24 protein-coding genes are annotated in these 23,947 nt (G+C 69.9%); 5 read left to right on the top strand and 19 right to left on the bottom strand.

The annotated features are described in order from the left end of the window. Positions 1–61 precede the first annotated feature (61 nt). The 6 genes from ABZ808_RS13045 to ABZ808_RS13020 are packed head-to-tail and all read right to left on the bottom strand — an operon-like array spanning position 62 to position 5,155. A complete protein-coding gene (locus ABZ808_RS13045; RefSeq protein WP_357004729.1) occupies positions 62–751 on the bottom strand; it encodes a LysE family translocator in 690 nt (229 codons plus the stop codon). Continuing rightward, positions 744–1,124 (bottom strand): hypothetical protein, encoded by a 381-nt coding sequence (locus ABZ808_RS13040; protein ID WP_357004726.1) that lies wholly within the window; start codon positions 1,122–1,124, stop codon positions 744–746. The genes ABZ808_RS13045 and ABZ808_RS13040 overlap by 8 nt, the downstream gene beginning before the upstream one ends. Positions 1,125–1,129: 5 nt before the next feature. Continuing rightward, on the bottom strand, positions 1,130–2,389 hold the full coding sequence (locus tag ABZ808_RS13035; protein WP_357004723.1) for a SidA/IucD/PvdA family monooxygenase: 1,260 nt from the start codon (positions 2,387–2,389) through the stop codon (positions 1,130–1,132). Between the two features lie 13 nt (positions 2,390–2,402). Then, complete coding sequence (locus tag ABZ808_RS13030) at positions 2,403–3,452, bottom strand: FAD-binding oxidoreductase (RefSeq protein ID WP_357004720.1); 1,050 nt, start codon at positions 3,450–3,452, stop codon at positions 2,403–2,405. Further along, a complete protein-coding gene (locus tag ABZ808_RS13025) occupies positions 3,445–4,794 on the bottom strand; it encodes a class I tRNA ligase family protein (protein ID WP_357004717.1) in 1,350 nt (449 codons plus the stop codon). The genes ABZ808_RS13030 and ABZ808_RS13025 overlap by 8 nt, the downstream gene beginning before the upstream one ends. Next, positions 4,787–5,155 (bottom strand): cupin domain-containing protein, encoded by a 369-nt coding sequence (locus tag ABZ808_RS13020; protein ID WP_357004714.1) that lies wholly within the window; start codon positions 5,153–5,155, stop codon positions 4,787–4,789. Before ABZ808_RS13020 ends, ABZ808_RS13025 begins: the two co-directional genes overlap by 8 nt. A gap of 300 nt (positions 5,156–5,455) precedes the next feature. Here ABZ808_RS13020 and ABZ808_RS13015 point away from each other — a divergent pair, with 300 nt between their 5' ends. After that, entirely contained in the window at positions 5,456–6,391 is a 936-nt protein-coding gene (locus ABZ808_RS13015) for an NB-ARC domain-containing protein (RefSeq protein WP_357004711.1), read from the top strand. An 86-nt stretch (positions 6,392–6,477) separates the two neighbouring features. Here ABZ808_RS13015 and ABZ808_RS13010 read toward each other — a convergent pair whose 3' ends face one another. After that, positions 6,478–7,152 carry a pyridoxamine 5'-phosphate oxidase family protein gene (locus ABZ808_RS13010; RefSeq protein ID WP_357004708.1) on the bottom strand — a complete coding sequence of 225 codons (675 nt, stop codon included), beginning with the start codon at positions 7,150–7,152 and terminating at the stop codon, positions 6,478–6,480. 453 nt (positions 7,153–7,605) lie between these two features. Here ABZ808_RS13010 and ABZ808_RS13005 point away from each other — a divergent pair, with 453 nt between their 5' ends. The 3 genes from ABZ808_RS13005 to ABZ808_RS12995 all read left to right on the top strand — a co-directional run bounded on the left by ABZ808_RS13005 (position 7,606) and on the right by ABZ808_RS12995 (position 10,126). Continuing rightward, on the top strand, positions 7,606–7,983 hold the full coding sequence (locus ABZ808_RS13005; protein ID WP_357004705.1) for a hypothetical protein: 378 nt from the start codon (positions 7,606–7,608) through the stop codon (positions 7,981–7,983). A gap of 9 nt (positions 7,984–7,992) precedes the next feature. Further along, positions 7,993–9,369 carry a hypothetical protein gene (locus tag ABZ808_RS13000; RefSeq protein WP_357004703.1) on the top strand — a complete coding sequence of 459 codons (1,377 nt, stop codon included), beginning with the start codon at positions 7,993–7,995 and terminating at the stop codon, positions 9,367–9,369. A 145-nt stretch (positions 9,370–9,514) separates the two neighbouring features. After that, a complete protein-coding gene (locus ABZ808_RS12995) occupies positions 9,515–10,126 on the top strand; it encodes a hypothetical protein (RefSeq protein WP_357004700.1) in 612 nt (203 codons plus the stop codon). A gap of 88 nt (positions 10,127–10,214) precedes the next feature. Here the strand turns inward: ABZ808_RS12995 and ABZ808_RS12990 are convergent, their stop codons facing one another. Together ABZ808_RS12990 and ABZ808_RS12985 are read right to left on the bottom strand one after the other, a co-directional pair. Next, positions 10,215–11,498 (bottom strand): hypothetical protein, encoded by a 1,284-nt coding sequence (locus ABZ808_RS12990; protein WP_357004698.1) that lies wholly within the window; start codon positions 11,496–11,498, stop codon positions 10,215–10,217. 248 nt (positions 11,499–11,746) lie between these two features. Beyond that, positions 11,747–12,424 carry a Crp/Fnr family transcriptional regulator gene (locus ABZ808_RS12985; RefSeq protein WP_357004695.1) on the bottom strand — a complete coding sequence of 226 codons (678 nt, stop codon included), beginning with the start codon at positions 12,422–12,424 and terminating at the stop codon, positions 11,747–11,749. 248 nt (positions 12,425–12,672) lie between these two features. Between ABZ808_RS12985 and ABZ808_RS12980 the strand changes: the two genes are divergently transcribed. Further along, entirely contained in the window at positions 12,673–13,719 is a 1,047-nt protein-coding gene (locus tag ABZ808_RS12980) for an LLM class F420-dependent oxidoreductase (protein WP_357004693.1), read from the top strand. A 52-nt stretch (positions 13,720–13,771) separates the two neighbouring features. Here the strand turns inward: ABZ808_RS12980 and ABZ808_RS12975 are convergent, their stop codons facing one another. The 10 genes from ABZ808_RS12975 to ABZ808_RS12930 form a co-directional block, all read right to left on the bottom strand. Beyond that, positions 13,772–15,100 carry an LLM class flavin-dependent oxidoreductase gene (locus tag ABZ808_RS12975; RefSeq protein WP_357004690.1) on the bottom strand — a complete coding sequence of 443 codons (1,329 nt, stop codon included), beginning with the start codon at positions 15,098–15,100 and terminating at the stop codon, positions 13,772–13,774. Positions 15,101–15,166: 66 nt separating this feature from the next. Continuing rightward, positions 15,167–15,847 (bottom strand): peroxiredoxin-like family protein, encoded by a 681-nt coding sequence (locus ABZ808_RS12970; RefSeq protein ID WP_357004688.1) that lies wholly within the window; start codon positions 15,845–15,847, stop codon positions 15,167–15,169. Between the two features lie 31 nt (positions 15,848–15,878). Further along, positions 15,879–17,135: a cytochrome P450 gene (locus tag ABZ808_RS12965; protein WP_357004686.1), complete on the bottom strand. Its 1,257-nt coding sequence runs from the start codon at positions 17,133–17,135 to the stop codon at positions 15,879–15,881. Between the two features lie 5 nt (positions 17,136–17,140). Beyond that, complete coding sequence (locus tag ABZ808_RS12960; RefSeq protein ID WP_357004684.1) at positions 17,141–18,703, bottom strand: AMP-binding protein; 1,563 nt, start codon at positions 18,701–18,703, stop codon at positions 17,141–17,143. Between the two features lie 2 nt (positions 18,704–18,705). Further along, positions 18,706–19,440, bottom strand: coding sequence for a class II aldolase/adducin family protein (locus ABZ808_RS12955; protein WP_357004874.1), 735 nt, complete (start codon positions 19,438–19,440; stop codon positions 18,706–18,708). Then, positions 19,440–20,180 (bottom strand): DsbA family protein, encoded by a 741-nt coding sequence (locus ABZ808_RS12950; RefSeq protein ID WP_357004681.1) that lies wholly within the window; start codon positions 20,178–20,180, stop codon positions 19,440–19,442. The genes ABZ808_RS12955 and ABZ808_RS12950 overlap by 1 nt, the downstream gene beginning before the upstream one ends. Beyond that, complete coding sequence (locus ABZ808_RS12945; protein WP_357004679.1) at positions 20,177–21,115, bottom strand: thioesterase; 939 nt, start codon at positions 21,113–21,115, stop codon at positions 20,177–20,179. The genes ABZ808_RS12950 and ABZ808_RS12945 overlap by 4 nt, the downstream gene beginning before the upstream one ends. After that, entirely contained in the window at positions 21,112–21,909 is a 798-nt protein-coding gene (locus ABZ808_RS12940) for an alpha/beta hydrolase (protein ID WP_357004677.1), read from the bottom strand. The genes ABZ808_RS12945 and ABZ808_RS12940 overlap by 4 nt, the downstream gene beginning before the upstream one ends. Continuing rightward, positions 21,906–22,832 (bottom strand): beta-ketoacyl synthase N-terminal-like domain-containing protein, encoded by a 927-nt coding sequence (locus ABZ808_RS12935; protein WP_357004675.1) that lies wholly within the window; start codon positions 22,830–22,832, stop codon positions 21,906–21,908. The genes ABZ808_RS12940 and ABZ808_RS12935 overlap by 4 nt, the downstream gene beginning before the upstream one ends. After that, positions 22,829–23,947 (bottom strand): beta-ketoacyl synthase N-terminal-like domain-containing protein, encoded by a 1,119-nt coding sequence (locus tag ABZ808_RS12930; protein ID WP_357004673.1) that lies wholly within the window; start codon positions 23,945–23,947, stop codon positions 22,829–22,831. Before ABZ808_RS12930 ends, ABZ808_RS12935 begins: the two co-directional genes overlap by 4 nt.

The following is a 23,947-nucleotide window of genomic DNA, read 5'->3' as shown; positions in this document are numbered from 1 at the left end:
CGGCCACCACGGCGAAGGCCGACGACGCACGTTCACGCGCGGCGGACCGCCACGGACGCGCTCAGGAGCTGAGTGCGATCCGGATCGCGAGGATGATCAGGATCACGCCGGTCAGCCGCTCGATCACCTTGAGCACTGACGGGCGGGTCAACCAGGGGTGCAGCCGGTCGATGAGCAGGATGTAGCAGGCCCACCAGAGCACCGCGAGGCCGATGAACGTCGCGGCCAGTACTGCCGTGCGGGCTGCCGCCCCGTCACCGGGCTTGACGAACTGCGGCACGAACGACACGTAGAAGATGACCACCTTGACGTTCAGCAGCTGGCTGGTGATCCCCATGATGAACGACCGCCGCGCCACGTGCGGTTCCTCGTCCGCAGAGGGCTCCACGACTGTCGTACTCGTGCCGTTGCCGCCCGACCCCGCGCCGACCGTGACCGGTTGCTCGGCCGGGACCACCCGCCGTGGCCGGGTGGCCCAGAGGATTGTGCCGCCCAGGTAGACCAGGTAGAGGGCGCCGGCGATGCGCAGCACCGTGTAGAGCACCGGCGAGGAGAGCAGCAAGGCGGACAGACCGGCCGTGGCGAGCGAGGCGTGCACCAGGGCTGCCACGACGAGCCCGGCCAGCACCACGAAACCCGCCTGCCGGCCATACCGGACGGTCTGCCTGGTGACAAGCGCGAAGTCCACCCCCGGGACGATGATGATCAGGAGGCTGGCGGCGACGAAGGCGACGATCTGGATGTCAGACATGCTGCGGGTTCTTTCTCTGAGCGGCGAAGGCTGGTGCGACCTCTTCGATGACGGACACGCCGCTGTCCGGACGTGGTCCGTGCCGGCGCCACTCCTCGCGCAGCCGGATCCGTCCGTCCGGCAGCCGCTCGGGACGGGAGACACACTCGCCGACCACGATGGCACCGTCGGTGAGCACCTCCATGTACGCGAACCGCACCACGCCCTCGGCGTCGCAGGTCCCGGCCAGCGAGCCGCGTCGCACGGCGCCGCCGGTGATCTCCGCCCACACGAGGTCGCCCCGCTGGTGGTAGTGCCCGCTCAGCGGTGCGGCATCGGGATCGCAGTGGTCCACGGAAACGAAGATCTTGTCGTCGTAGTCGAATGTGGTCATCGCGCTCACGCCCACTGGGTGCTGAGGTAGTCGTCGCGGAACGGGCAGACGACGCGGCCCGCGATCGAGTTGAGGATCATCGCGCTGCGGATCGGCAGGATGCTCAGGTTGGAGTCGACTAGCCCTTGCACGTACCGCCCCCGGTTCAGCACGAAGATCTTGTGGTCGTCGGCGTGCTTCCACCGGATCGAGTAGTCCGACTCGATGATCGGTTCGCCGCGCTCGTCGACGTCGACCAACGCCGACAACTCCGGGTCGAAGGGGAGCGGTGCGAGCCGTCGTCCCGCCGCGACGATCAGGTTCGTCGCCCGGTGCCGCTCCTCGCCGCTACCGGCGGTGAGGCACTCCAGCTCGACTTCCCCGTCCAACTGTCGGGCACCGATCACGGTACGGCTCGGCATGATCGTGACCGGGAACCGCCCAGCCCGCAGCCGCTCCTCGTAGTTGTGCTGGTAGATGCCGCGCAACGTGCCGGGCGAGATGCCGTCGCTGGTGAGGATCTGACCGGAGACAAGGCGTTCGCGTACGTCCCGGGAGAGGTTGAGAAACGCCTCCTGGTAGGCGGGCCGGTACAGATCGTTGGCGGACGGGGAGTCCTCCAACGGTGCGAACCACGACCGGCGGCCGATCCACTTGATGTTGCGGCACCCCCGGCTGAGCAGCGCCGCGACGCACTCGGCGCTGGTCTGGCCGCTGCCGATCACGATCCAGGGCTGGTCCGGCTCGTCGGGCACGGTGGCGAGGCGCTGGTGCAGCTCGTCGGCGATGAAGAGGTGCCGCGGATCGAGGGCACCCAGGAACTCCGGCACGTAGGCCGTGGTCCCGGTGCCCACCACCAGGTGCTGGGAGCGGGCGACGGCCTCCCCGCCGCTGCGGCTCACCAGCGAGCCGTCGAACTCGACGCGGTCGACCCGGGTGCCGTAGGTGATGTGCGGCAACCGGCTCGCAGCCCACACCAGGTACTGCTGGTACTCCACCCGTGGGATCGTGTCGAAGCCCGCACCCAGCAGGGCGTAGACCCGGCCCGTGGTGACCAGGTAGTTGAGGAACGACAGCGGATGGGTCGGGTCGTACAGCGAGACCAGGTCCTTGACCCAGCCGGTCTGCATCCGTACGCCGCCGTGCAGCATCCCGTCGTGCCACCCCGGCTGGTCACGCGCCTCGAACAGGGCGATCTGGTGTGGCGCGAGGACGTCGTACATGGCCGCGAGGCTCAGGTTGGCTGGCCCGGCACCAATACCCACTGCGTGATATGTCTGCGTCATCTTCTGCCTCTGTCTAACCCATTGGGACATTGACGGCGGAACGGTTGTTGAGCAGGGCGGTGGCGGCGAGGCGGCTGGCGGCCAACGCGGTCTTGGCGGCGCCTCCACTTCCGCCGGTGAAGGTGAAGGTGTGCGCGGTTCCGGCGACGGCTCGCAGCGCCAGACCGGCGGGCTCGCTGTAGCAGTCGACGGCGCTGACCGGTGGGGCCAGCGGTCGCGGGTCCAGACCCGGTAACCGCAGCAGGGCGGTCGCCAGGACCCGCTCCGCCAGCTCGGTGTCGGGCTCGGGGGTCGGCGGTTCGACGTCCCAACGTCGACTCGGCAGACCAAGCAGCAGCCGTCCCGCCCCGGCTGGCCGGCCATAAAGGCCGCTGGTCTCGTCGACGAAACACGGCAGGGCGTTCCGGCCCACGGCGTAGTGGGCGTACTGGATGTGCTTGGTACGCAGGGTGGTGGCGAACCCGGCGGCACGCAGCAGGCCCGGGGTCCACGCGCCGGCGGCGACGACCACGAGGTCGCCGGTGAGCCGCCGGCCGTCGCGCAGCTCGACCGTGTCGCCGTCGAGCCGGGCCATCGGCGTGGCCTCGGTGTTGTCCAGGCCACGTAGGACGGCTCGGCGCAGGCGGTCCGGGACGACGTACCCGGCGTGCCGTTCCCAGACAGCCACACTGCGCTCCGGCAGTCGGTCGAAGCCGAACCGGCGAGCGACCTGCTGACCGGCCAACACCTCGACACCGGCGGCCTCCACGCCGGTCGGAACGCCGGGGTCGTCGGTGTCCAGCAGGTAGAGCGAGCCGGTCTCCCGCCAGCCCGCATGCTCGGCCAGCAGCGGATCGGCCAGCAGCTCGGCGAGGCTGGCGGTGGCCAGGGACCGGGCGGCCGGGTCGGGCTCGAAGGCGCGTACCAGACCACCGGAGGCGGCGGTGGCGTCGCCGTACCCTCCCGACGGCCTGTCGGCGCCCGTGCCGATCAGCACCGCCTGGGCGCCGGCGTCCTGCAACCGTCGAGCCAGCAGAGCCCCGCTCAGACCTGCGCCGACGACGAGCACCCGTGGCTCAGCCACGGGACTCCGCCGGGAGGGTGCCCCCGACCAGACCCAACAGCCGGGCCGCCCGTTCGGGACGGCTGCGGTACGCGGTCAGTGCCGCGCGGACCGCCGCGGCGGGATCGAAGTGCTCCAGACGCAGCGCCTGCTCACCACGTGTCAGCTCGATGTCCGCCAGCGCCGCGTCGAGGCCGGGGGCAGCGCCGTCGAGAGCCTCGGCGTATCGCGCCTTGAAAGCCTGGTACGCCTCCGGCCGGAAGTCGGACTCGTAGCTGTCCGGCCGGTCCCAGCTGACGAACGCCCGCACCACGGCCGGGTCCTCGCTGGACAGGAACTCGTGGGCCCAGATGGCGTGCTCCCGGCTGGTGGAGAACTTCGCTCCGGTGAGCCGGTAGAACTCGTTGACCACCAGACCGGTCGGCCGAGCGGGCAACCCGGCGGCGAGATGCAGAGCCGGGATGAGGACGGCGTAGTAGAAGGCGTTGTCGACCCCCAGAAAGATCCACTGCTCGTCGATGCCCTGCCACGCGTCGAAGTACCCGGCCAGGGTGTCCGCGCCCGGACGCAGGTGGCGGGCGGGCAGAACAAGGTTGGCCAGGGCCATCTCGGCCCACACGTCGATTCGCAGACCGTCGTCCCACTCGACACCCCAGTCGGTCGGGTAGGCCAGTGGTACCTCCGGCAGCCCGCCATCGAGGTATGCCGCGACCAGCCGGCGCAGTCGAGGTGGCAGCACCGCCCGGGACCAGAACTCCGCCAGTCGCTCCCGGTGCTCTGCCAGGCGGAGCACCGGCACCGTGTGGGTGACCGGTTCGGGCTCGGCTGAGCAGCAGGTCGATCGCGCTCCGACCAGGGTCGCGGCGGTAAGGAAACTGCCGCAGCCCTCACACGTGCCGCCGGCCGCACCCGCTCCGCAGACCGGGCAGCTCCCGACGACCCGGACGTGGTGCAGGACCCGGTGACAGGCGGCGCACTCGCGCAACGACACCGGGGCGATCTCGACGACCTTCGCGTCGACCAGTTCGGTGAGCAGCCCGGCGACGGCGCTGCGGTAGCCCGCGTCGGCCAACGGGTCGGCCATGACGTCGTACCGGATGCGTGCCGCGTGCAGGGCCGCGCCGATCGACGCCTGGAAACGGGCGGCGGTGTCCGCGACGGCCTCCTCGTGCGCCTCGGCCCGCGCCAACACGTAGTTCTGGTGGGCGTCCAGGCCGCACTGGGTCAGCACCCGGCGGCCACCGGCGCGTAGCGCGCGGGCCGCGATGTCCCCGGCGACGTACGGGCCGGAGAGGTGGCCGACGTGCAGCGGCCCGTTCGGTGTCGGTGGTGGGGTCACCACGAGCACCGCGCCCTCAGTCACGGCCCGCACCGTCGGGTTCGGCGCTGTCGACCTGGGGCATCCAGTAGATGCTCAGGATCGTCAGCGACTGTTCCGGGGAGGGATTGTGGATGACGTGACGCTGTTCGGGATCGAGCAGGATGACGCCGCCGGTAGGCACCTCGACCTTCTCGCCGCCCGCCTCGTAGATGGCCGTGCCGCGGGTCACCACGGCGAACTCCACCTCCGGGTGCACGTCCTCGGCGCTACTTCCGCCGGGCGGGATCACGCACCACATCGCGTCGAACGGCAACGCCCCCAGGTCCCGATACTGCTTCCACCGGCCGATCTGAATGCCGTACTCCTCGGTAAGTTCCGCGACGTCGCTGACGTATCTACGCATGGCCATCCTCCCTGCTCGGTTGGACCCTGAAATTCCGCGAAGCAATGAATGACGCCGATATCAGAGGTTGATCAAACGGGGTCTGATGTACGGGGAGTCACCGGCTGAAAACGCCGCCATCCCGGTTCGGCAACTTCCACGGCGACCGATGGCGACATGGCCACTGTGGACATAAAGTGATCGCGCCAACAGGAATCGCACCGGCAGATCACCGGCAATGTCTCCACTGACTCCCAGTCAGTGGCTCAAATCCGGCTGTGCCGTCGGCACGGTTCGGCCAAATTCGTACGGGGCCGACGAATGGGGGAAGGCGCTGTGGTCGGCTTCATCGACACTCTGAGTGACGAGATCGTCGCGGCGCGACAGCGTGCGAATCTCACCCAGGAGGAGTTGGCCGCCAGAACCGGGCTGAGCGTCCGGAGCATCCGCAACCTGGAGTCCGCGCGGGTGACCCAGCCGCGACCGGCGACCGTCCGGTTGCTCCGCGACGCGCTCGACCTGCCTGCCCGTCCGGCACCATCGGCGGGGATCCGTCCCATGCAACTGCCGCTGGAGACTCCCGGCTTCGTCGGCCGATCAGCGCAGCTCGCCCAGCTCGACCGACTGCTCGACGGCGGACCGCGGCGAATGTCAGCCGTGGTGATCTGCGCCCTTACCGGGCACAACGGAATCGGCAAGACGGCGTTGGCCCTGCACTGGGCACACCGGGTCGCTGCTCGCTTCGCCGACGGCGTACTCCACCTCGACCTGCGAGGTAGCCGCCCTGGGGAGCAGGCGGTGGCGGCGTCCGACGCGCTCGGCAGCCTCATCCAGGCTCTCGACGTACCCGGCGAGATTCCGTGCGATCTGGCCGCGCGGGCCGGGCTGTACCGAAGCGCCCTGGCCGGGCGGCGGATGCTCATCGTGCTCGACGACGCGCGGGACGCCGATCAGGTGCGCCCGCTGCTGCCCGGCGTCGCGGGGTGCATGGTCGTGGTGACCAGCCGGGACCGCCTGAGCTGCCTGGTCGCGGGAGAGGCCGCGCGGCCCGTCGTGGTCGACGAACTGGCCCCCGCGGAGGCGTGGGAGCTGCTCCGGTCCCGTCTCGGCGAGCGGCGCCTCGCGGGAGAGCGCGAGGCGGTCCAGCGGATCATCGCCCACTGCGCGGGCGTCCCCCGGGCGCTGACGGTAGTGGCCGCCGCTGCGGCCACCCACCCCCGGCTGTCCCTTGAGGAGCTGGCCTCGCAACTGGGATAGGACGCCACCGTCAGCCCGATGGGACACCGGCTCGCTGACGGTGGCACCACCGGACAACCGGCGCGATCCCGCCCTGCCGCCGCTGATCAGGGCCGATCGACGCGGGCTCCGACGCGGGCGGTCACGTGCGCCGGCACCGGTACGGTCGCGGGCAGAACAGGGTCGGCCAGCGGTTGCTGCCACCGCGCGACCAGGGGCAACTCCCCCGCCCAGTAGCCACGCGCGGCGTCCGGGCCGTCGCCGTCGTCCGGCGGGCCGCTGCGCGTCTTGACCGACGCCTCGGTGAGCGGAAGCGCCAGCAGGACGGTGGCCGCCAACTCCTTGCGGTTCGGCTGGCGCACGTAGTCCCACTGGCCGGGGGCGACATGTTCGGTGAGCGTCCGCAGGCCATGCAGCTTCTCATCGAGGTCGGTCACCCAACGCGGCAAGCCGTAGACCATCGCACTGCGGTAGTTCACCCCGTGTTCGAACACCGAGCGTGCCAGGACCAGACCGTCGACGACCGTCACCGTGGCACAGACCTCCACCCCGGTGGTGAGGCTCCGACTGGCCACCGACCCGTGCAGGTAGAGGTGCTCATCGTCGAACCCGTAGACGGTCGGAACCACCATCGGGCAGCCGTCCACGAGCGCACCGAGATGGCAGACGAAACTGGCCCGGAGGACGTCGAAGAGGGCGCTCCGGTCGCTGTGCCCCTTCTCCTTCATGCGGCGCAACGCGGTTCGGGGCGTCGCGGACAACGGCAGGTCGGCGTCGGTCATCAGTCGTCTCCCGTCGGTCTCCGTGGCTCGGCCGCCCGGACCAGTCGGGGCGTGGTCAGGGCTAGCTGTGTCCGAGGCTGGAGTGTAGGAGCGTTGCGGCGCGTCTCCTAGATGCAGCAGTAACCGTTGCGCTATGAACCGGGCGCCGCCGTCGAGCTCGGCGACAGGCTGGGATCGGTCCGCTGCGGTGTGCGCCGTGGTGGCCGGCTAAAGACACCCGGTCCGCCACGTGATGACCGCCGGTCCCGCAAGGTGCCCGTTGCGCACACCCCGTAGGGATTTGCCAAATATTGTCCGCAGTCGAACACATCCCAGGGTGCGCTTGACGGGGTGCCGACGGCCATCGGGCCTGTTCTTTCAACTTTGTCACGTGTGACAATGGAGACCTTCGAGACCCCGCACGTAGGCGACCAGGCTCTTCGTCTGCGACGCCCCGCGCCATCCGGAGAGGCCATGGACCAACCCGTCGTCCCAGCCATCATTCCAGCAGTCATGGCGCTAGTAGGGCTGATCGCGGGTCTTCTCGCACCGATGATTACTGGATCTGGAGAATCTCGAAGACGACGTAGAGAGGACCAGCGCGCCAGGTGCGATGAGATACTCGGATTGTTCGTGGATGTCAACGTATCTCGTGCATTGACCGAGCCCGAATCGGCAGTGCGTCGTCGACTGGTGCTCTCCGCAGCAAGGCTGAAGGACCGATCGGCACGGGAAGCTTGTCTCAGCCTGGCCAACGCGGTCGCGCGATCGGATGTCGATGAGGACGAAGTTCTTCGCCAATGGACATTTATGATTCAAGAGGTCTCCCGCGTGTATCGTTCTCACCTCTGAGGAAGTGACATGGCCGAAATGGGCGGCAGGGGCAATGAAGATTTTCGGCTGACCGAGCAGTTGCTGGGCAAGGCCGCCGCGGCCAAGCCGTCTAACGTCGCGCGGCGCAGTCAATATTTGGTGGGACCGCCGGAGGCGAATCGCCGGTCGGAGCTAGAGAGGACGCTGCGCGAGGCCCAGAGGATATCGATTTGCGGAATCGCAAGCCGCAGCGTCGTCCTCGCGATGTCAACCGTCGCCGCAGAGGTGCGGAAGAGCGAGAAGGATTTTCCCTGGGACACCTTGGACTACGTGACCCCGATGCCTTCCATGATCCTGGCCGGCCGAAGTCGAACAGGGCTCGGACCGATTGTTCGGGATTGGCAGTCAGCCGTCGACGCGATTCGGAACTGCGCTCGCCAACACGCAAGGACATTTCCCGACTCGTCCCCGGCGGTTGACCGAACCCTGCAACTCTCAGGCATGCATCATTATTTCCTCGAAATGCTGATGCATGTCACCGTCCGCAGCACGGGGCGTAAAGAATTTTGGATGACGGTTGGCGCAAGCCACCAAAGTAACGACCTGCCTCTCCTTGTGGTCGAGGAGACGGACGACAACTACTCCATCCTGAACAGCATGCACCAGAGTTTGACCGAAGGTCGTGAAGAGCTTGCGATTCGGCAGGTGCGCTGCGACCTGATCGCGCCAGGTGCTGCCAGCGACGTGAAACTGCCCGGAGCAGGAGGTCTCGAGAGAGCCCCCTACCTGGTCGTGAACGGGCTTGAACCGTACGGCACAGGATCACAACACCGGCCAGCCTGCATGCCCGTGGCTGCCGTGGTAATCCGCGCGAACACCAATCGGGGCCCCGTCATCATGCTCCGGCAGCGTAACGAGTTCTCGGATACCGACTCTTTTGGCAAGTACTCGCTCATCACGAGCCGACTCCTCGAGGAAGACCTGGCGACAGGGTTGGGCGTTCCTGTCTTTGCTGACCGGCACGTGGACGCGGCGACCGACGCGATGTGGCAGGCCGCGAGGACCGACGGCCCGCTCGGGGTTCCCATAAAGGCATTCTTGCGAGCAGCTCAGAGGGAAATTTTCATCTGCTGTGGCCTGGACGTATCCGAGGACCGCTTCCATTTTCGCGGATACCAGACCATTTCCACGGGGGTCGACGGCTCCCAGTTGGGCTTCGCCGTCTTCGAGCTGGTGCTTAACCGCCACGATCCGTTCGATGAACTGGTCGCGGCGGAGGACTGGGATCGAGACAATCTGCTGGTCGTCAGCCAGTCCGATTTATACACCGAGGCGTACCACGATCGACTGAACCGACTGTTGACGCAGCGCGAGGAATGGTTCCGTACTACTATACTAGTGCGGCCTTTGTCAAGCGGAGATTGAGGCACGTGCGAACAGCCGGACGGCTTGGCTCTAGTCCGGCAATTGCGGTACCAGAGCTTCTCAACCATCGAACGAGGGACCTATGAGGCTTCGAGATAGAGTTTCCACGATTCGGCGTCGAACGCCCGATAGTAAACTCCACGCAGTGATTGGGCTCGTCATGGTCCCCGCCACCGACCTGGAGATGGTTCTGGTCGGCGTCAGGAGCACCGAGGGCAACACTCGCCATCCGGGGGTGGTCAGTGTGCCCACCATGCGCGTACCGCTCGACTGGGCAACTCAGCAGACAGGAGTTGTCAGAAATGGTGAGTCGCGGCCTCTGGCAGCGAGTACGGGGACCTTCGGTCGGCCGGGCTCCTCGTCCATGGAGGTCGGCTACGCGCTCGAAGCCCTCCTCGCGAAGAAACTTGTCGACGGCACACTGCTCGACAAAGGCGCCGTCAGTGGACGATGCGCCTTCCGGCTTGCTATGCGCGGTCAGGTCGATGATCCGTCAGGGGCCGACGGCGAAATCGAAGATACTCTCATGCTGACAATTCTCGCGATTTGCGACTCTGGCATGGACGCGCTGCCGGGGCGAACTCACAGTTACTCCCAGCTTGAATGGGTCAGATCCTCGGATCTACTGAAGGCTTGGCGGCAACGAGACGGCCAACTGCTATTCCCTGACTCCAACCCGTTGGAAGTATGTATCCGTGGGCTCTGTGTCGAGTCAGCGGTGCACCTACTCGGCACGGCAAAGGCTGTCAGCCTGTAGACCACGGCCGGCCCGGCCTGGATCGTGCGGCTCGGCACCAACGCCGGGACGCCAGGCCCCGCGCGGGGCCTGGCGTCCGTCGGGGCGATCAGCTGGTTGCGGCCTGCCGGGCGAGCGTGCGGGCGTCCTCCGCCTGCCGGCGGCGCCAGCCGCGCCACAGGTTGCGGCCCCACATCGCCAGACCTCCGCCGTTGAGCAACGCGGCCAGCACCGCGACCGTGGCGAAGTCGGCCGACGAGAATCGCGTCGGCTCGCCCACCGCCAGCAGCACGAACTGCTCCACGTAGACCCACAGCACCGGCAGGATCGTGAACACCAGGGCGAACAGCGAGAAGATGCGGCCGAATACCCACGCCGCCGCGTACACCCGCACCTTGCGCATTTCGCCACGCGGGATGCCCGCCTGCGAGACCACCTTGTCCCGGCGGAAGGTCAGCCGCTTGATTCCGTTGGACAGGAACCGCTCGGTGTCCGACATCAGGTTGCGGCAGTTCAGGGCGGTCGCGATCACGTAGTAGACGTCGGTCCGCAGGTAGAAGAAGAACTGGAATCCGATGCGAACCAGGAAGGTGAGCAGGGCCGCGCTGGCCAGCAGGGACATCCAGTTGGGCACGTCGAAGACGTTGCGCCGGATGGCGAACAGGAACGCGACCAGCAGGGAGGCGGCGAACGCGTCGACGAAGAATCCGGCGAGGAATGCCTTGAACCGCGCACGCTTGGAGGCCATCCAGATGCCGCTGATGTCCGTCTGGGCGACCAGGATGTACATGAGGTTGCTGATGCCGAGCGTCGCCGACACACCCACCGAGCGAGCCGCCAGGGCGTGCGCGAGTTCGTGCAGCGACAGCCCGAGCATCGCCAGTGTGACGCTGATGATGGTGAGGATGGCGAAGTTCCCGCCCTCGAACAGCAGCGCCCGAGGGCCGGGCACCAGGCCCGGATCGCTGATCGCCATCGCCACGCCGGCGAGGATGACCGCGAGGCCCGGAACGATCACGGCAGCACCGGTGAGTCGGCGCGCGGTGGCCGGGGAGATCCAGTCGAAGCTCCAGCGCTTGATCGTCCGATGCGCGTGTTCGGGGGCCGGTTCGGTGGCTGCGCTGGACTCGCCGCCGCGGGTGACGAAGCCCTCGTCGGCCAGCACGGCGACGAAATCCTCGACGTCCACGCTCTCGCCGTGCTTGCGCTCGTAGATCCGGGCGGTTTCGGCGATGGTGCGGCCCTCGGCGAGCGCCTGCAGAATGTCCAGCCCCTCGGCCGGAATGGCGAGATAGACCTTGCGGTCGGTGTCGCCGATGATGACGTCCGCGCCGTCAGTGGTCGAGACGAAGGGACGGACGGTGACGACGGACTCAGCCGTGTTGACGGCCATGGGGCGATTCCTTCCACTTCCGCAGTACAGACGGCGCTCGGCGGGAACCGGAGCGATCACTCACGCCGGTCCCCGCCGATCATGAACCCTTTGTCACAGTGCCGCAGGCACGCAGTCCGCGTTGGCGCTGGTCTTGATCGGCTCGAGCTTGCGAACGACAAGCTTCTTCATGTGACCTCCTTGGGAGTGGGTACTTGGGAAGCATCTTCTACCGCTGACCGCCCGGTGGTCTGCTCACTAATGAGCAGTCATTGCGTTGCGGTGGAAATCCACGAGGAAAGCCGCTCCTCGTGCACGGTCAGATGCGACCGAGGCGTGAAATTGACTATTTCCAGTTCACGGAATCGCTTGAGGAACTGGCCGATGCGGGTCCGCGTGGTGCCGACCATCTCGGACAGATCCTCCTGGGTGAAGGCGATGTCGACCCGGGTGCCACCCGGGCCGCGCCGGCCGAAGCGCTCGGCCAGATCGAGCAGGCGCACCGCGAGGCGCAGTTCGCTGGGCAACGTCACCATGTCCGCCACCACCTGCTGCTGGTGGCGCAGGCGGATGCTGAGGTGACGCGCGAGCACGTCACCGGAGCCTTCGGCGGCCAGCACGGCGGCGGCCCGCGCTGCCGGGACACGCAGCAGGACGGTCCGGGTCAACGCGATAGCGGTCTCCAGCCGCTCCAGACCAAGCAGGGTGCTCTCGCCGAACAGGTCACCCACGACGTACACCGAAAGTAGGCAGCGTTTGCCGCTCGCGGCCACCATCTGTGTCTTTACCTGGCCACGCTCCACGACGTAGACGTGGTCGTCGCGTATTCCGCTGCGGTAGACGTGGTTGTTGCGGGAAATTTCGATCAGCGAGGTCCCGGAGACTCGCCGCGCCAGCGCCCGGAAATCCGAGATGTCGAGCCTCGGCAGGGACTTGGCTTGTGTCACGTCGGCCCACCTTCCGCCCGGCACAGCACACATAGAGGAAACCACATCCTCGCCGCAGACACTAGACAAGACCCATGCATAGTCGTAAAGACGAGCATGAGCCCTCCTGACCTCGTGGACGCGTCCCAGCACCCGTAACAGGTCGGAAACCTCCTGTGGGCTGGACGATCCCCACCTTGTGGAGAACCTTCGAGATGACGTAAGAAGACTTGCACATACGAACACATACGACCTCGGGAGTGTCGCCGATGCGGCTGGGCATGCCTCTGAACTACCGCGCCGGCATCACCGACGTCACCGACGAGCTTGTCGACTTCGAGCAGGCAGGCCTGGACCTGGTCCTGGTGGCCGAGCTGTACACGTTCGACGCCGTCAGCCAGCTGGGATTCATCGCCGGGCGAACCCGGCGGCTGGGGATCGCCTCCGGGGTGATGCAGCTGTACACGCGTACCCCGACTCTGATCGCCACCACGGCCGCCGGACTCGACCACGTCTCATCGGGTCGCTTCACCCTCGGCCTGGGCACGTCCGGCCCGCAGGTCATCGAGGGGTTCCACGGCGTGCCGTTCGACGCGCCCGTCGCCCGTACGCGGGAGGTGATCGACGTCTGCCGGCGGGTCTGGCGCCGGGAGAAGCTGGTCCACCAGGGCACCCACTACCGCATCCCGCTCCCCGCCGAGCAGGGCACCGGTCTGGGCCGGCCGCTCAAGCTGATCAACAAACTGGTCCGGGAACGCATCCCGATCACGCTCGCCGCCATCGGGCCGCGCAACGTCGAACTGGCCGCGGAGTTGGCGGAGGGCTGGCAACCGGCCTTCTTCTACCCCGAGCGGTCCGCCTCGGTGTGGGGCGAGAGCCTGGCCCGTGGCGCCCAGCGGCGGGACGCCTCACTCGGGCCGCTCGACGTGAGCGTCAACGCCCTGCTGGCGATCGGTGACGACGTCACCCACCTGCGCCGGCTCGCCCGGCAGGAGCTGGCGCTCTACCTCGGTGGCATGGGCGCGGTGGGCGCGAACTTCTACAACACCCTCGCCGAGCGGTACGGGTTCGGCGAGGCGGCCCGCACGGTGCAGGAGTTGTACCTGGCCGGGCGACGGGACGCTGCGGCCGCGGCGGTGCCGGAGGAACTGGTGGAGGGCACCTGCCTGATCGGTCCCGCCTCCTGGGTGGCCGAGCGGCTGGTCGCGTACCGGGAGGCGGGGGCGACCACCCTCAACGTGACCCCGCTGGCCCGCACACATCGCGACCGGGTGCGCCTGATCGAGCGGCTGCGCGACCTGCTCGCCGCGCCGTAGTCCCCCGCCGGCCGGGCGCCGCGAGTGGCCGCCCGCCGTCCGCTGCCGGACGTCAGGCGTCCGGTCCGAAGTAGCGCTGCCGCAGCGTCTCGCCCTTGCGGTAGGCGGTGCGGAACATGCCGCGTCGTTGCAACTCCGGGATGAGCAGGTCGCAGATGTCGCCGAGACCGTCCGAAGGGCTGCACGGGATCAGGTTGAAACCGTCGACGTCGGCGACCTCCAACCACTGCTCCATGCGGTCGGCGATCTCCTCGGCCGTGCCGAACAGGGTCATCGGCGCGTCCCGGCGGGCCCGCCGGGGGCGGGAGACCAGGTACCGCACGTCGCCGATGGTCCACGACCGCTCCGGGCTCAGCCCGCGCAGGAAGCCCAGGAAGGACTGGCTGCCCTGGTTCTTCACCTCGTCGACCGGCGTCTCGTCCGGGTACGCGGCCAGATCGATGTCCATCCAGCCACACCACTTCGCCAGCTGCCCCTCCGGGCTCCACAGCTCGTGGTACTGGGCGGCCTTGCGCTTCGCGTCGGCGCGGTCGGCGCCGACCATCACCATGGTGCCCTGAAGGGCGCGTACGCCCCGTGGGTCGCGTCCGGCCTCGGCCACCCGCTGGCGCAGCCGCCGGACCGTCTCGGCCCCGCTCGACGGGTCGGCCATGGTCAGGAAGATCACCTCCGCGTGCCGGGCGGCGAACGCCATGCCGCGGCCGGACGCGCCCGCCTGGTACAGCACCGGTGTGCGCTGCGGCGACGGTTCGCACTGGTGCGGGCCGCGCACGGTGAACCAGCGGCCCCGGTGGTCGATCGCGTGCACCCGGGACGGGTCGGTGAAGACGTCGGCGTCGGTGTCGCGGACCACCGCGCCGTCGTCCCAGCTGCGCTCCCAGAGCGCGCGGGTCACCTCGAGGTATTCGTCAGCCCGGTCGTAGCGCAGGTCGTGGTCCAGATAGTCGCCGAGCCCGTTGTCGGTGGCCGAGCGCAGGTACGAGGTGACGATGTTCCAGCCGATCCGGCCCCGGGTGAGGTGGTCGAGCGTGGAGAACAGTCGGGCGCACTCGTACGGCTGGTGGTAGGTGGTGGAGTAGGTGACCGCGAAGCCGAGGTCGGTGGTCGCCATCGCCGCCGCGGCGACGACCGGCACCGGGTCGATCGAGGGAATCTGCACGGCGTGCCGGACCGCGCTCGCCCACGACCCCTGGTAGACGTCGTAGGTCCCGTGGATGTCGGCGAAGAACAGCGCGTCGACGCAGGCCGCCTCCAGCCGCCGGGCGACCGCGGCCCAGTAGTCCAACGACCGGTAGCCGGTGCCGGTGGCGTCGCCGGGCGCCCGCCACATTCCGACGAACTGGGGCGACGGCGAGCATTCGGTGAACACGTTCAGGTGCATCTTTCCCCCTTCCCGAGGGTCGCGCCGCCACCCGGCTCTGGGTGGCGACGCGACCGGTGACGCTGGTCAGGACCGGGCCGAGCGATCCGGGCCCAGGCGTTCGATGGCGGCGAGCAGGTCGGCCGGCTCGGTTCGCTCCCAGTGGCGCGCGTACGCCGAGGCGAAGCGGAGGACGCCATCGGTGTCGGCGAGGAACACCCCGGGCATCGTCATGCGGTTGCTGTCGTCACCGTTGATCTGCGAGAAGTTCATGCCGAAGCTGCCCCACACGTCGAGCAGGTCCTGGTTCATCGTGTAGGTCAGGTTGAACCGCGCGGCGTAGGCGTTGCCCCGGTCGCTGAGGATCCGGTACGAGAGTTTGTTGCGGCGGATGGCCGCCCGCAGGTTGGGCATGGTCACGGGCGACACGGCCACCAGGTCGGCTCCGAGTTCCCTGATCCGTGGGTAGACCTCCTCCAGCGCCTCCAGCTCGAAGTTGCAGTAGTCACACCAGGCGCCGCGGTAGAAGACGACCGCGAGCGGCCCCCGGGACAGCAGGTCGGCGGAGGAGACGACGTCGCCGTTCTCATCGGGCATCTCGAAGGACGGGAACGGCGCTCCCGCTTTCAGCACCCGGTCCTCGGCGCCCGAGGCGGCCAGGGCGTGCGCCTCCCGGTAGATCACCTCAAGGTGGGCCGGCGTGATCGGTGGCACCTCGCCCGACTCCTGACGGACCTTGTACTCCCGCAGCCGTTCGTTGAGGGACATCGATCTCCTTTCCAGCGGCCTGGCCCCGGTCTCAGGTCCAGCCCACAGGCATCGACTTGATGCCGTTGACGAAGTTGGACTCCAGTCGGACGACCGGGCCCGTGGTGGCAAGTCGGGGAAGGTGCGGGGCGACGGCGTCGAGCAACGCGGCCATCTCCATCCGCGCCAGGTGGGCGCCCAGGCAGAAGTGCGGGCCCACGCCGAAGCTGAGGTGCGGGTTGGGCGCCCGCTCCAGGTCCACCCGATGGGGGTCAGCGAAGACCGCGGCGTCCCGGTTGGCGGAGACGTAGAACATGACGACCTTGTCGCCCTCGGCGATCCTCGTACCGGCCAGGGTCGTGTCCTGGGTGGCGGTCCGGCGGAACTGCATGATCGGGGTGACCACCCGGAGGAACTCGTCGACGGCGGTGGCGATGGGCAACGGCGTGCCGAGCCAGCGCCGACGTAGCGCTTCGTCGTGCAGCAGCAGGTGCAGGGCGCCGGAGATCAGGTGACGGGTCGTCTCGTTTCCGGCGACCACCAGCAGCAGCCAGAACTGGCAGAACTCCCGGTCGGTCATCCGCCGCCCGTCGACCTCCGCGGTGGCGAGCAGGCTGATCAGGTCGTCGCGGGGCGCGGCCCGCCGCCGTACGGCCACGGCCAGCGCGTACTGGAACGCCTCCGCGAACGTCTGCCGGTAGACCTCGACGTCACCGCCGCCGTACTCCGGGTCGTCGAAGCCGACCAGGTTGTTGCTCCAGCGGTACAGCAGGTGCCGGTCGCCGCGGGGCAGGCCCAGCAGGTCGGCGAGCACCAGCAGGGGCAGCTCCGCCGCCAGGTCGGTGACCGCGTCGAACGTGTCCCGCTGACGCACCGCCTCGACGAGTTCCTGGGCGTGCCGGGTGACGGTGTCGCCGAGCGAGCGCACGGCGCGGGGGGTGAACACCGAGCTGACGATGCGGCGGATCCGCACGTGCTGCGGTGCGTCCATGTTCACCAGCAACTGCCGCATGAAGTCCAGGTCCGCCGGGGTACGCGGGTCGTGCAGGAACGCCCCGCGCAGCGCGGAGGAGAACACCTCCGGCTGCCGGGACGCCTCCACGACCGCCTCGTGGGTCGTCGCCGCCCAGAACCCGGAGCCCTGCTGCTGCATCCGGCCGGCCGAGCTGTGCCGCCACAGCGCCGGCTCCGGCACCCACCCGACCGGCTCCTCGCGGCGACGCCTGTCGAACTCGGCGTGCGGCACGCCGCGGGCGTAGGTCGCCGGGTGGGCGATGTCCACGTGGGACGTCGATCGCGTCGCTGGCATCCCGCTCATCGTTCCCATCGGTCGTCTCCGCAGAGCGTGCGCAACTGGTCGAGGCGGACCTTGCCGGTCGGCTCGCGGGGGACGACGTCGACCGATCGCCAGCGGCGAGGCACCTTGAATCCGGCGAGATGGTGCCGGCAGTGGGCGTCGAGCGCCGACCAGGACCGCTGTCCGACGCCGGGCTCCCACTCGACGACAGCGGCCACCCGCTCGCCGTACTCGTCGTCAGGGACGCCGAGCGCGACGGCGTCGCGCACGTCCGGGTGGCGCAGCAGCACCTGCTCGATCTCGGCGGGGTAGACGTTCACGCCCCCGGAAACGATCATGTTCTGGGCGCGGCCGGTGAGGTACAGGTAGCCGTCGTCGTCGAGGTGGCCCACCTCGCCGTACGTGAAGACGCCGGGCGCGAGGTGCGCGGCGCGGGTCTTCTCCGCGGCGTTGTGGTAGCGGAAGCCGCGGCCGGGCCGACGGATGTAGATCCGGCCCTGCTGGTGGGGGTCGAGCTCACGGCCGTCGTCGTCGACGACGAGGATCTGGTTGGGCGGTACGGCCCGCCCCACGCTGCCGGGGTGGGCGAGCCAGTCCGGCGAGTCGATGAGGGTGACCACTCCCCCCTCCGTGGCCGCGTAGTACTCGACCAGCACCGGGCCCCACCACTCGATCATGCGGTGCTTGACGTCCGGCGGGCAGGCGCCGCCGCCGTGCCAGATCCGGCGCAGGCTGGTTCCCGAGAACGCGGCTCGGACTGCCGGGTCGAGGCGCAGCAGGCGGACGAACTGGGTCGGCACGAGGTGGCACTCGGTGATCCGCTCCGCGTCGATGGCCGCCAGCGTGTCGGCGGGGTCGAACCGCTCCCGGACAACCAGTGTCGCGCCGTTGAGCAGGGGCAGAAGCGCGAAGAACAGTTGAGCGGAGTGGTACCACGGCCCGACCAGCAGCACCCGCCCGTCGGCGGGCACGCCGAGCGTCCCGCTGGCGTACTCGAGCAGCCGGGTGGCCCGGGAGAACGGCGCTCCGGTGACGAACAGGCCGTTGAGCACGCCCTTGGGCCGCCCCGTCGTGCCCGAGGTGTAGATCATCAACTGCCCGCACTCCTGGTCGGAGGGGGAGGTGTGCGGGTCGGTCGCGGCGAGCAGCGGCTCCGCCGGCGGGAGGGCGTGTACGGCACGGTCGCCGGTGACCATCGCCCGGACCGTGCCCGCCTCGGCCGCCGCCTTGGCGCCCACCAGCGCACGCGGTGGATCGACGACGAGCAGCCGGACGTCGGCGTCGGCCAGCAGGTAGGCGACCTCCGGCGCGGTGAGGTGCCAGTTCACCGGCACCGCGGTGACGCCGGCGTGCAGGCAGGCCAGCAACGCTTCCAGCGCCTCCCTGCGGTTGCCGAGCATCAGCGCCACCGCGTCGCCGGAGGTGACGCCGACGTCGGCGAGCAGCCCCCGCCACCGGTGCACCCGCTCCCCCAGTTGCGCCCAGGTGAGGACACCGCCCTCGTCGGCGAGCGCCGGCGCGTCGGGGGTCGCGGTGAGCTGGGCGGCGAGCAGAACGGGCGGGTCCTGAGGACGGGGCATCATCAGTCCAGCAGGTCCGGGTGGCGGCGCAGGACACCCTCGTAGAGCGGCTTGAAGTTGAACCGGCCGATGCCGGGCGAGCCGATCACGTCGCGGGTCCGTTCGGCGTCCTCGTGGTCGATGAGCACCGGCTTGCCGGCCGCCTCGGCGGTGAGCTGCACCTGGCAGGACCGCTCCATGGCGACGAACCACCAGGCCGCCTCCTCCACCGACCCGCCGACGGTCAACAGGCCGTGGTTGCGGAGGATGGCGGCCTTGCCGGAGCCCAGCGCGGAGGCGATCCGCTTGCCCTCGTCATCGTCGAGCACCACGCCGGTGTAGTCGTCGAAGACGGCGTGGTCGCCGTAGAACGCGCAGGCGTCCTGCGTGATCGGGTCGAGGAGCCGGCCCAGTGTGGAGAACGCCCGCCCGTACAGGGAGTGGGTGTGCACGGCGCAGATGACATCGGGTCGGGCGGCGTGCACCGCCGAGTGGATGACGAAGCCGGCGGGGTTGATCCGGCCCTTGCCGCCCAGCACCTTCCCGTCGGCGCCGACCAGCAGCAGGTCGCTGACCCTGACCTGGCCGAAGTACATGCCGAACGGGTTGATCCAGAAGCAGTCGGGCCGCTCGGGGTCACGGACGGTGATGTGCCCGCCCGCGCCCTCGTCGTAGCCGAGTTCCGCGAACAACCGCAGCGTGGCGGCCAGTCGCTGCATGCGCCGCTGCCGGAGCGCCGGTGTGTCAGGAGAGAACATCATCCGCATCCACCCGTCGTGTCGGTGTCGTAACCACCGGAGGCCACGATTGCCTCCGCCCGGTCGGGGAGCCGCACCGTGGCCGGGGCGGCAGCCATGACGGGGACTGTGACGCCAGCCGCGTCCGGCCGCCACAGGCTGAGAAAGCCGTCGAGCCGGTCCAGCCCCCAGAACCGGTGCCGCCCCCACTTGAGGTACGGGATCCCGAAGATGTCGTCGAGGTAGGCGCGTTCGAGGCAGTCCGCCCCCTCCGCCCGCAGCTGCGGGTCGTCGACCGCGCCGGTGACCAGAGCCGGATCCAGGCCGGCCCGCTCAGCGCAGCCGGCCACCACCTCGGGGTCGCAGATGTTCTCCCCCCGTTCCCAGCGGGCGGCGACCACCTCGTCGTAGAACGGCTCCGCACGGCCGGCGCGGCGGGCGGCCAGCCAGCCCAGGTGCGGCACCTCCCAGTGCGGGTCGACGTCGATCGGCCACGCCATCGGCACGCCTTCGCGCTGCACCAGTCGTTTGGTGTCCATCAGCAGGTAGAGGTGCTTGGCCCTGCTCATCTGCACGTAGTGGAACTCCGCGCCGCGGGCGGCGAGCGCCTCGGAGGTCTGCGCGTCCGGATCCCAGTAGGGGAACCAGTCCAGCTCCGCGAACGCCGTCGGCACCGCGGCGCGCAGCCGCCGGATCGTCAGCCAGCTGTACGGGCTGCGGAAGGAGAAGAACAGCCGGGGGCGGGCGGGCGCGCGGGTCACTGCCGACTCCCGGTGAGGATCGCGCACACCTCGGGATCGAGCCGGGCGAGCTGACCGGCGTCCGGTCCCCGGCTGATCGCGTACCCGTGCAGGATGGTCGCCGTGGCGACCAGCGTCAGCCGGTCGCCCCGGTTGACCCAGCAGTCCATCCGGCCGCTGAACATCACGTCCCGCAGCACGTCGTCGACGTGGAAGACGGTGTGCACCGTCTCCTCCATGTGGGCCGGCTCGGCGAGGCGTACCCGGGCCCGGGAGACCACCGGGATCCACGCGCGTTCGGCCAGCATGCGTCCCACGGAGATGCCCCGGTCGTCGAGGAACCGGTCGACGACCTCCTCCAGGGCGCGCACGAAGCCGGAGTGCTGCACCCGGTCGGAGTAGTGGCAGTAGAAGTACGGCGCCCGCCAGGACCACAGGTAGGCCGCCGAGCCGGGTGGCGTCAACACGGAGGCGGGGTCGGCGCCGGCCGGCAGCGCAAGCTCCCCGCGCAGGCCGGTCGCCGCGTCGAGCCCGGGTGTCTCCCAGGTCGAGAGAGCGGCCGGCGCAGGCCGGTGCACCGGCGCGTCGGTCTCGGGCACCAGGGCGACCGTGACGTGTCCCCGCAACACCACGACGTCCTGGCCGCCACGGTTGACCGACAACTGCACCCGCAGCCGCTTGCCGGTGCCGGCAACGACCTCCGCGCGGACCTCGTCGTCCACCTCCAGCACGGCCGGCAACTGCACCGAGCAGTCGATGATCTCGGTGCCGAGGCCGTACTCGTGGAAGAGCTCGCGGGCACCGTGGCCCTGGTCGCGCAACCACTGGAGGACCGCCTCCTCCACCAGGTACATGAAGTGCTTGAACCCGATCCAGGTACGGATGTTGGCGCCTTCGTAGCGCGGCCGGCTGGCCAGGACGCTCGGGGTCGGAGCGTGGGGGGCGAGGGTGGTCACGTGGCTACTCCTTCGGGATGACCGGTGACGATGGGAGCCACGTCGACGAAGGCCCGCAGGCGGGCCGCGACATCCTCCGGCTGGCGGGCGTAGCAGAAGTGGTCGTAGCTGTCGCCGACCGACAGCACCGCGTGCGGCATGCCGTCGGCGAGGGTTCGTGCGGCCTCCGGGGACAGGGTCGGATCGGACCCTCCGGCGAGCACCAGCACCCGGGCGGTCACCTGGTCCAGCCGCAGTGACGCGCTGGCGCAGAACTGGTCGAACACGGTCAGGAATCCGGAGGGGCCGACCCGGTCGACCGCCTTGGCGATCATCCGCTCCACCACGTCCGCGTCCATGGCCCGCAACCGCCCGCCGAGCCGGCTGCGCAGCGAGTCGTGGATGTGCTGTTCGAAGGAGCGCCGCGCGCGTTCGAACACCCGCCAGGTCACGGCGACGTCCGGCGGCCGGTACAGCGGGCAGATCAGCATGACGGTGTCCGGCACCCGCTGGTCGCGGGCGCAGAGCAGTTCGAGCAGGGCGTTGCCGCCGAAGGAGTGGGCCACGAGGAGGTCGGGGCGCCGGCCCAACCGGTCGAGGCCGTCGGCCAGCCACCGCGGTGAGGGGCGGCGACGCCACTGGTAGTCGTTGCCGGGCCGCCATGGCAGGTCGAGAGCGACCGGGGACCACCCGGGCGGCAGCACGTTGCCCAACGGCAGCCAACTCTCCCAGGAGTCCTCCAGCCCGTGGACGAAGACCGCGAGCGGTCCGCCCGGCGTGGGCGGGCGCAACTCCCGTACGGTCGGCGCCGTCACGGCTGCCTCCCGCTGGTGGCGGGGGTGAGCAGGGCGGTACGCCAGCCGTCGTCGTCGCCGCCGCAGAGCACCGCGACGCCGTCCGCGCCCTCGGCGACGAGCCGCGCCGCCAGCGCCGTCTGGAGCACCCCCTGGGCGCCGTAGCAGTCGCCCCAGGCCGACGCGGGGTCGAGGTGGCCGGGGCCGACCACGATCCGGGCCGGCCACGGGGGTACGTCCTCGCGTCGGCGCACGGTCGGCCCGACCGTCAGGGTGGCCAGCGGGGCGGCGGCCCGGGTGACGGGTTCCAGGACCACGCAGGCGGCCCCGGCGCGCAGGGGCGGGGCCACGGCGTCGGCGGCGGGGCCACGGCGCACGGCGACCGCGGTCTCGTCGTCGGCTTCCGCGCCGACGACCAGCACCCGGTCGGCCCGGTGGGCGCGCAGCAGCAGGACGCCCAGAGCGAGCGCGTCCAGGCCGGCGGTCTCGCCGGAGCAGACCATCAGGTTCGGGCCGCCGAACCGGAACCACAACGCGATGCTGCTGGCGATGACGTTGCTTGACGCGTTCGGCGCCGCCATCGGGCTGACCCCCCGGCTGCCCTCGCGGGCGACGGTGCGGGTCACGTCGACGACCGTGGCGACGTTGCCGAGGTTGCTGGCGGCCACGACCGCGGTACCGGGATCGAGGGTGGCATCGGGGCGGACGCCGTCGGACAGGCCCAGGGCGCGGTGCACGGCGCACAGCGCGAGCCGGGTGGCTGGTTCCTTGTACAGCAGTCCCTTGCGGCCGAGCAGCGTGTTGGCGCGGTCGGAAGGGCAGCCGGGGTCGACCGTCGGCAGGCCGGCGACGGTCGTGCCGAAGCGGTCGTCCGCGGGCAGGTGGACGCTGTAGGAGGTGACTGCGACGGCGGTGGCCGGGGTGGACCCCGGTGTGCCGGTCACAGCGACTCCACCAGGGTCACCGCGTTCACGCCGCCGAAGCCGAAGGCGTTGACCTGCGCCAGGGCGACGTCCCGGCGGGCGTGGACGTCCCGGACGAAGGTGAGGCCCTCGCCCTCCGGCAGGGGGTTCACCAGCCCGACGACCGGCGGCACCGTGCCGCTCGCCAGGCACCGCAGCGCCACGTCGAGGTTGGCCAGGGCGGCGGCGCCCGACAGGTGGCCGACAGCGCCCTTGACGGCGGTGATCAGGGGCGCTCCGGGCCGCGGCAGGCACCGCAGCAACGCGGCGCACTCCGTGGAGTCGTTCAGGGCCGTGCCGGTGCCGTGGGCCACCACCAGGTCCACCTCTTCCGGGCTCCGGCCGGCCCGCGTCCAGGCGTCGCGCATCGCCCGGCAGATGCCGTCCACATCGGGGGCGGTCTCGTGCACGGCATCGCAGGACAGCCCGGTGGCGAGCAGCCGGCCGACGGCCGGCCCGGTCCAGTCCTCGCCGACCACGACGAGCGCGGCGGCGCCCTCGCCGAGCAGCACTCCGGTGCGGTCACGGTCGAACGGGCGGATCTGGTCGGTGGGCTCCGGTGCGACCTTGCCGATCATCGCGAGCATGGAAGCGGTCATCGTGTCGGCGGCGCCGACGACCACCGCGTCGGCCTCGCCGGTGTCGATCAGGTCCTGGGCGAGCGCGAGGGCGTGCCCGCCCGCGCTGCACGCGTTGGCGATGGTCACCACCTCGGCCAGGCCGGGCACGGCGTCCCGGACGGCGGGCCCGAAGTGCAGGCGGGACGGGGTGGTGGTGGTGCCGGTGAGCGCCAGGTCCTCGACCGCCGCGAGTTCCCGCAGACCGGTGCCGACGAGCACCACGACCCGGCTCCGCAGGGGGTCGATGGCGGCCCGCACCAGCGCCTCGGCGACGCACTCCCGCAGCCAGGTGCCGGCCCGCAGGGCGACCCCCGGGGCCGGCTCGTCGATCTGGTAGCCGGCCGTCACGTTGAGCCGGCCGGTCAGCGGGTGTCGCAGCTCGCGCACCCCGGTACGTCCCTCCAGCAGCGCGGCGAAGGTGTCCGCGCCGTCGCCGAAACACGTGCGCAGGCTGCTCGCCGCGATCAGCGTCGCCAT

The organism is Micromonospora sp. NPDC047527, assembly GCF_040643015.1.
Lineage (GTDB): Bacteria > Actinomycetota > Actinomycetes > Mycobacteriales > Micromonosporaceae > Micromonospora.
This window is presented reverse-complemented; position numbering and strand designations above follow the sequence as displayed.

Coding starts and splice junctions, on each gene's coding strand:
- ABZ808_RS13045 (WP_357004729.1), bottom strand. CDS start 751: ATGTCTGACATCCAGATCGTCGCCTTCGTCGCCGCCAGCCTCCTGATC.
- ABZ808_RS13040 (WP_357004726.1), bottom strand. CDS start 1,124: ATGACCACATTCGACTACGACGACAAGATCTTCGTTTCCGTGGACCAC.
- ABZ808_RS13035 (WP_357004723.1), bottom strand. CDS start 2,389: ATGACGCAGACATATCACGCAGTGGGTATTGGTGCCGGGCCAGCCAAC.
- ABZ808_RS13020 (WP_357004714.1), bottom strand. CDS start 5,155: ATGCGTAGATACGTCAGCGACGTCGCGGAACTTACCGAGGAGTACGGC.
- ABZ808_RS13015 (WP_357004711.1), top strand. CDS start 5,456: ATGGGGGAAGGCGCTGTGGTCGGCTTCATCGACACTCTGAGTGACGAG.
- ABZ808_RS13010 (WP_357004708.1), bottom strand. CDS start 7,152: ATGACCGACGCCGACCTGCCGTTGTCCGCGACGCCCCGAACCGCGTTG.
- ABZ808_RS13005 (WP_357004705.1), top strand. CDS start 7,606: ATGGACCAACCCGTCGTCCCAGCCATCATTCCAGCAGTCATGGCGCTA.
- ABZ808_RS13000 (WP_357004703.1), top strand. CDS start 7,993: ATGGCCGAAATGGGCGGCAGGGGCAATGAAGATTTTCGGCTGACCGAG.
- ABZ808_RS12990 (WP_357004698.1), bottom strand. CDS start 11,498: ATGGCCGTCAACACGGCTGAGTCCGTCGTCACCGTCCGTCCCTTCGTC.
- ABZ808_RS12980 (WP_357004693.1), top strand. CDS start 12,673: ATGCGGCTGGGCATGCCTCTGAACTACCGCGCCGGCATCACCGACGTC.
- ABZ808_RS12975 (WP_357004690.1), bottom strand. CDS start 15,100: ATGCACCTGAACGTGTTCACCGAATGCTCGCCGTCGCCCCAGTTCGTC.
- ABZ808_RS12970 (WP_357004688.1), bottom strand. CDS start 15,847: ATGTCCCTCAACGAACGGCTGCGGGAGTACAAGGTCCGTCAGGAGTCG.
- ABZ808_RS12965 (WP_357004686.1), bottom strand. CDS start 17,135: ATGCCAGCGACGCGATCGACGTCCCACGTGGACATCGCCCACCCGGCG.
- ABZ808_RS12960 (WP_357004684.1), bottom strand. CDS start 18,703: ATGCCCCGTCCTCAGGACCCGCCCGTTCTGCTCGCCGCCCAGCTCACC.
- ABZ808_RS12955 (WP_357004874.1), bottom strand. CDS start 19,440: ATGTTCTCTCCTGACACACCGGCGCTCCGGCAGCGGCGCATGCAGCGA.
- ABZ808_RS12930 (WP_357004673.1), bottom strand. CDS start 23,947: ATGGCGACGCTGATCGCGGCGAGCAGCCTGCGCACGTGTTTCGGCGAC.